This is a genomic window from Microvirga sp. P4_A5, assembly GCF_056402495.1.
On the sequence record NZ_JBFUHH010000157.1, the window covers coordinates 1 to 5,568 of the forward strand.

The window sequence follows — 5,568 nt, forward strand, 5'->3', positions numbered from 1 at the left end:
CTCTGCAACTCGCGGGATGCTGAACTCGCACGGAACCATTCATGAAATCTAACGACACTTCAAAGATGCCGTTCTATCCCCAGTATCCAGAAAGCGCGCGCTGGTGTCCGTGCGAAGCGTCTAATCATAGCCCTAAGGAATTTTCCAAGGGAATGTCTTCTCGCTTGGCAGGCTCTTCAACTGTTCGTCCTGCCTATTGCAAGCAGCGACGGGGCGAATTTGCGATGAAGCGCGCGCTCGATGTAATGCTCTCACTTCTCCTGCTCATATTGCTGGCACCCGTTCTGCTACTCATCATATTGGCTATCAAGGTGACCTCGTCGGGACCGGCAATTTTTCGCCAGCAGCGATACGGCCTGAATGGACGAAAGTTTGAGATCTTTAAGTTTCGTACGATGTACGTCTCCGCCTGCGACCCAAGCGGCGTAAAGCAGGTCACACAGCACGACAAGCGTGTGACGCCTATCGGATGCTTTTTGCGCAAATCGAGCTTGGATGAACTTCCACAACTCCTCAATGTATTGAATGGTGAAATGTCCCTTGTGGGTCCTCGTCCGCATGTTCCGGGAATGCTTGGTGGGGGAATTCCCTACGAGAAATTAGTGCCGGAGTATTTTGAACGCTTGCGCGTGTTGCCTGGGGTCACGGGCCTCGCGCAGGTCAACGGATTGCGAGGCAGCACCGACGATCCGGTTGTGGCAACGGCTAGGATCACCTATGACCTTGAGTACATCCAGCGCTGGTCCTTCTCATTCGATATTTGGATCATCATCAAGACGGCCCAACGGGAATTGTTTCGTGGACACGGATTTTGATGATGCATCTAGGTTCACCCACAAAATGTCGGTTCCGTTTCCGATACTACGACAGTCTCGAATTTCTAAGATCCAGAGATTTGGTTGCGTCGCTCAATGAAGGCGCCTCGTAGTGGTGCAACCAACCAGTGTATTTCTGTCCAACGCCCATTTGCCGAGGATTAGAGCCTGGCTCAATTCAGGTTCCCTGTCTTTGGGCAGAGGGAAGCGATGCGAGCTTACAGCGGGATTTTACGACGGCGTGTGATCCAGAAAAATCAGGCAGGCTGAAAGACCGCGCGACGGCAGAAAATCGAGAAAAAATTTACCGGTGTCAGAAAAACATATTTTTACGAGTACAGAGATGTCACACAAAGTTGCGTTGATTACGGGTGTAACCGGCCAAGACGGCGGCTACCTATCGGAACTCCTACTAAGCAAAGGGTACATCGTACATGGCGTGAAACGGCGGTCATCCTCCTTCAACACCGGCCGGATCGACCACCTTTATCAGGATGTCCATGAGCGGGACGTGAGTTTCCGGCTCCATTACGGGGACATGACGGATTCGACCAACCTCATTCGCATAGTGGCAGAAGTGCAGCCTACTGAAATCTATAACCTTGCAGCCCAAAGCCATGTGCAAGTCAGTTTCGAAACGCCGGAGTATACATCGAACGCCGACGCTACTGGTACCCTTCGGATGCTGGAGGCGATCCGTATCCTTGGATTGCAAGAGAAAGCGCGCTTCTATCAGGCATCAACTTCTGAGCTCTACGGCAAGGTGCAAGCGGTGCCCCAAGATGAGACGACACCCTTCTACCCTCGGAGCCCCTACGCGGCAGCGAAATTGTATGGATACTGGATCACGATCAACTACCGTGAAGCCTATGGCATGCACGCTTCGAACGGCATCCTTTTCAACCACGAGAGCCCGACTCGCGGCGAGACTTTCGTGACCCGCAAAATTAGCCGCGCGGTGGCTGCGATCGAACTCGGGCTTCAAGACAAGCTCTACGTCGGAAACCTCGACGCGAAACGCGATTGGGGCCATGCCCGGGAGTATGTGGAGGGTATGTGGCGGATCCTTCAACAAGATGAGCCGGATGATTACGTTCTGGCCACGGGTGAGGCGCATTCTGTGCGCGAGTTTATCGAGCGTGCGTTCGCCCATGTGGGCCGGACAATTGCATGGCGCGGTGAAAATGAAGCGGAAGTCGGGTTCGACGAGAAAACCGGTGACACAATCGTGGAAGTTGATCCCCGCTATTTTAGACCGACAGAGGTCGAATTGCTTTTGGGTAACCCCGCAAAAGCCAAGGCCAAACTGGGTTGGGAACACAAAACCACATTCGCCGAGCTCGTCAAAGAGATGGTGCAGGCCGACCTCGACCTGTTCCGCCAGACCCGCTCCAACCGCGGCAGCACGGAAGCGGCTTCGATCCGTTACCAGGGTTTTGGATAGTAGAGAATAGCGGGAGCGGTCTCGAAAGCGGCAGAGTCATTCATTTCCCGTCCGAGCTAGCCATCAACCCGGCATTTCTGAAATCCTGCGGAGATAGGAAGTTTCGGTTGGTCACGCCACGCGCCGTGCCGTCCATTGTTGAGATGCCGTCACTCATGGATGTTGCGCTGCCGGCGGCTTGGCAAAGGGGAGGGGGCCTCTGTGTCACGCTGCCTTGCGGCAACAGCAGATAAGGCTTGCTGTTAACACAGCCGGAATGAGCGCTGGCTCTCCGTCAAACACTGCCAGGAGGCCGTTATCTCCGCCATGTAGCGAGATGAGAAAGGTCACATCTCAACCGCAGCCATCGCCGACGCTACCCTGATCTCCGGACTTTTGATTTGTGGCTGCTGTGTGGGGCAACGGCAGTGTCGTGACGAGACACCTATTCGTGCTCCGGTCGGTGAGCCAAGGCGGTTTGCCGCAACGAGCGCACGATATCCCGGAGGAGATCGAGCGCCGCATCCTCTTTGCCATCAACCTGAACTTCCTGACGCCCGAACTCGCCGCCAAGTTTACTGGCGCCTATATAACCGCTTGGTCGCAGAAGCTGACAACCAACATCCAGAGGCGGCGGGCAAGCTCACGGCCGTTGAGCGCAGGATCGCCGGCATCACGCGGGCGATCGAAGATGGCCTCTACCTGCCGGCGATTAAGGCCCGTCTTGCTGAGCTGGAAGCCGAGAAGGCGAGCCTGACGGCACTGCACGGGCCGGCGCCGGTGGTGCAGAAAGTGCCGGCGCATCCGAAGCTGGCCGCAATCTATCGGCGCAAGGTCCTGAAACTGGAAAGCCTGCTCACGGACACGGATCGCCGGGACGAGGCGATGTAGACAATTGATCGATAATCGAGAAGAATTACGCTCGCGCCGCGCCAGATGGCCCCGGTGTCGATGCCCTGTTAAAGGGCGACCTTGCCCGTCTGTTGATGTTGTGCGTGGGTGTTTTACCTCGCGCCCCTTGCGCTCGACCTCAAGGCTCTAGCGGGCATGCCATGAGCGCCCGCGACGTCTCAGCCCGGCAGCGGCGCCGGCGCGCTGGTGCTCGCGGTGGCAATCGTAGTGGTGGCGCTCGTGGGGCGGTTTAGCGAAAGGCAACATTCCATGCTAAATTTCTGCCCTGAATTGGGGGCTTTTCAGTTGAAGTTCGAATTTAGGTCTATTCAGGCCATGCGCGGAATCGCTGCGATGATGGTCGTTGCCTATCACGCTGCAATTTCGGCCGGCCTAGCAGCCGATCGGGGAGATGCAGACGGTTCATTCCTTGATGCGGGAGTGGATATTTTTTTTATCATCAGCGGCTTCGTGATGATCATTGCCACATCGGGGCGAACATTATCGGCGTGGCAGTTTCTCAGCGCTCGCTTGAAGCGGATTGTGCCCCTGTATTGGATCGCCCTCCTGGTTACACTGATCATCGGAACTGTATCCCGAGAGATCGCCTTCCCTCCTGCAACACATATACTCCAGGCCTATCTCTTCATTCCCTATGTCAATCAATCAGGGGTAATAGCGCCCTTCCTTACAGCCGGTTGGACGCTCAGTTATGAGCTATTTTTCTACGCTGTATTCGCCCTTGTGATCGCAATTGCTCCTTGGCGTAGGGCCCTTTTAATTCTCGGTCTTTTTATCCTGCTAATCAGCCTTCGTCCGCTCATTGGCCAGGCAAGCCCATCAGCATTCCGTTTGACCAGTCCATTGTTGCTAGAGTTCGTTGCTGGCATGTTTTTGGCGTTGTCGCTCAAATGGTGGGAAAAAAAGACCGCACCTGTAGCAGCAATCTTGATTGGGCTTGGGATCGCTTTTGGCGTCTACGCCGCCCTGAAGCTCCCCTCGCTTCCTCGCTTTATTGCGCAAGGTGGGCCATCGATTATGATTGTAGCTGGAGCGCTTTTGCTTGAGCCTATCATCAAAGACAATTGGCGGTCTGTACGGTTTCTTGGGGACGCTTCCTATTCGATCTACCTATTTCATTCCCTTTTCATCTTCACGCCGGCCTTGGTGGGAATGTCGCTAAGCAATGGCCATGTTTGGGCGGCTTTGATGATCTTGACTGGGACATCCGGCGGCCTGCTCGCCTATAAATTCATAGAACGCCCACTAGTTAAACGGCTAAACCGCCACAAAGCACAGCTTGCAACCATTCAAACTGGTCACTCCGGATAAGGCACCAATGTATACCCAGTGCGGCGAATGGCRATGCCCCAGCAGGCAAGCGCCAGGATCGCCGCATCAATTTCCTTAGCGTCGCAGATAGCCACATATCGCAGCGTCTCCGCGCAGGCTCCAGACTGATTGTCGTCGCTCCGGTAGCGGCGCTTATCTGCGGCGGGTGCAGACGGGAGATGGCGCTGTTCTCGAACTCGCCGAGCGTGTCACTGGCTCGACTCGTCTGCCGCGCGGATTTAGCCGCCTCGCATAGCAGGCTCGGTGCCGCCCGTGAATTCCCCAAAGCGGAACTTCCTAACCACTATCCGCGTCAGAACGAACGCGGCACCGTACTGTGGAACGACGGGCTCAATGTAAGCACCCGGTGAGGGCCGCAGGATTAAGCATTAGGAGGGAGGAGGCTTGGGATCTGCTTCGTCGATTTGGTCCTCAATAATCTCGCGGAGACATGCGACATCGCTGCCATCTATGCAGCCGCAACTTGCCGGTTCGAGACCTTCCACTCCCATGGCAGCAGGTCCGACAACCTGCTCTGTGGAATGCTGGCAATGCGGGCGAGCACATCGGACAGCCAAACCAGTGGATCAACGTCGTTGAGTTTCGCTGTCATGATCAACGTGGTCATCGCTGCCGCTCGATCGGCTCCCCGTTCGGAACCGGCGAAGAGCCATGACTTCCGCCCCAGCGCGAAGCACGGAGCGCCCGTTCGGGCCTGCAAGGCGGCCCTCGGCGGGGGCTTACGATGCATCAGCCCAACCAGTTTTTACGGTATAGGCCTCGCCCGATCCAACCATGCCGGGTCGCCAGTATCAGATTGGATGCGTTAGCGGCCATACGAATCCTCGAGTCGCACAATATCGTCCTCACCCGTGTAGCTGCCCACCTGCACCTCGATGATCTCGAGTGGGATCAGACCCGGATTGACGAGGCGGTGTACTGCGCCGATGGGGATCTGGGCCGCCTCGTTCTCGTGGAGAACAAGGACTTTCGCGTCAACCGTCACTTCAGCGGTCCCTTTGACGATAATCCAATGCTCAGCCCGATGATGATGCTTTTGGAGCGACAGCCGGCCGCCGGGTTTGACGAAGATCCGCTTGACTTGGA

General features: G+C 56.0%; 5 protein-coding genes and 1 pseudogene. 4 read left to right on the forward strand and 2 right to left on the reverse strand.

Annotated elements, in window-relative coordinates:
• Window positions 1–41: 41 nt before the first annotated feature.
• From AC1DVM_RS22285 to AC1DVM_RS22300, 4 genes are all read left to right on the forward strand, one after another.
• On the forward strand, window positions 42–815 hold the full coding sequence (locus tag AC1DVM_RS22285) for a sugar transferase (protein WP_477258184.1): 774 nt from the start codon (window positions 42–44) through the stop codon (window positions 813–815).
• 343 nt (window positions 816–1,158) lie between these two features.
• Window positions 1,159–2,259, forward strand: coding sequence for a GDP-mannose 4,6-dehydratase (gene gmd, locus AC1DVM_RS22290; protein WP_477258186.1), 1,101 nt, complete (start codon window positions 1,159–1,161; stop codon window positions 2,257–2,259).
• Window positions 2,260–2,835: 576 nt separating this feature from the next.
• On the forward strand, window positions 2,836–3,129 hold the full coding sequence (locus AC1DVM_RS22295) for a hypothetical protein (RefSeq protein ID WP_477258188.1): 294 nt from the start codon (window positions 2,836–2,838) through the stop codon (window positions 3,127–3,129).
• 216 nt (window positions 3,130–3,345) lie between these two features.
• Window positions 3,346–4,461, forward strand: coding sequence for an acyltransferase family protein (locus tag AC1DVM_RS22300; RefSeq protein ID WP_477258190.1), 1,116 nt, complete (start codon window positions 3,346–3,348; stop codon window positions 4,459–4,461).
• 469 nt (window positions 4,462–4,930) lie between these two features.
• On the opposite strand, the pseudogene AC1DVM_RS22305 reads toward AC1DVM_RS22300, so the two are convergent.
• Window positions 4,931–5,152 (reverse strand): annotated as a pseudogene (locus AC1DVM_RS22305) (transposase domain-containing protein); the annotation flags it as partial.
• A 135-nt stretch (window positions 5,153–5,287) separates the two neighbouring features.
• Window positions 5,288–5,568 (reverse strand): cupin domain-containing protein (locus tag AC1DVM_RS22310; RefSeq protein WP_477258192.1); only part of this gene is annotated, 281 nt, incomplete at its 5' end.

What these genes read in the sequence shown, in the direction of transcription:
- AC1DVM_RS22285 (WP_477258184.1), top strand. Translation starts at nt 42, where the DNA reads ATGAAATCTAACGACACTTCAAAGATGCCGTTCTATCCCCAGTATCCA.
- gmd (WP_477258186.1), top strand. Translation starts at nt 1,159, where the DNA reads ATGTCACACAAAGTTGCGTTGATTACGGGTGTAACCGGCCAAGACGGC.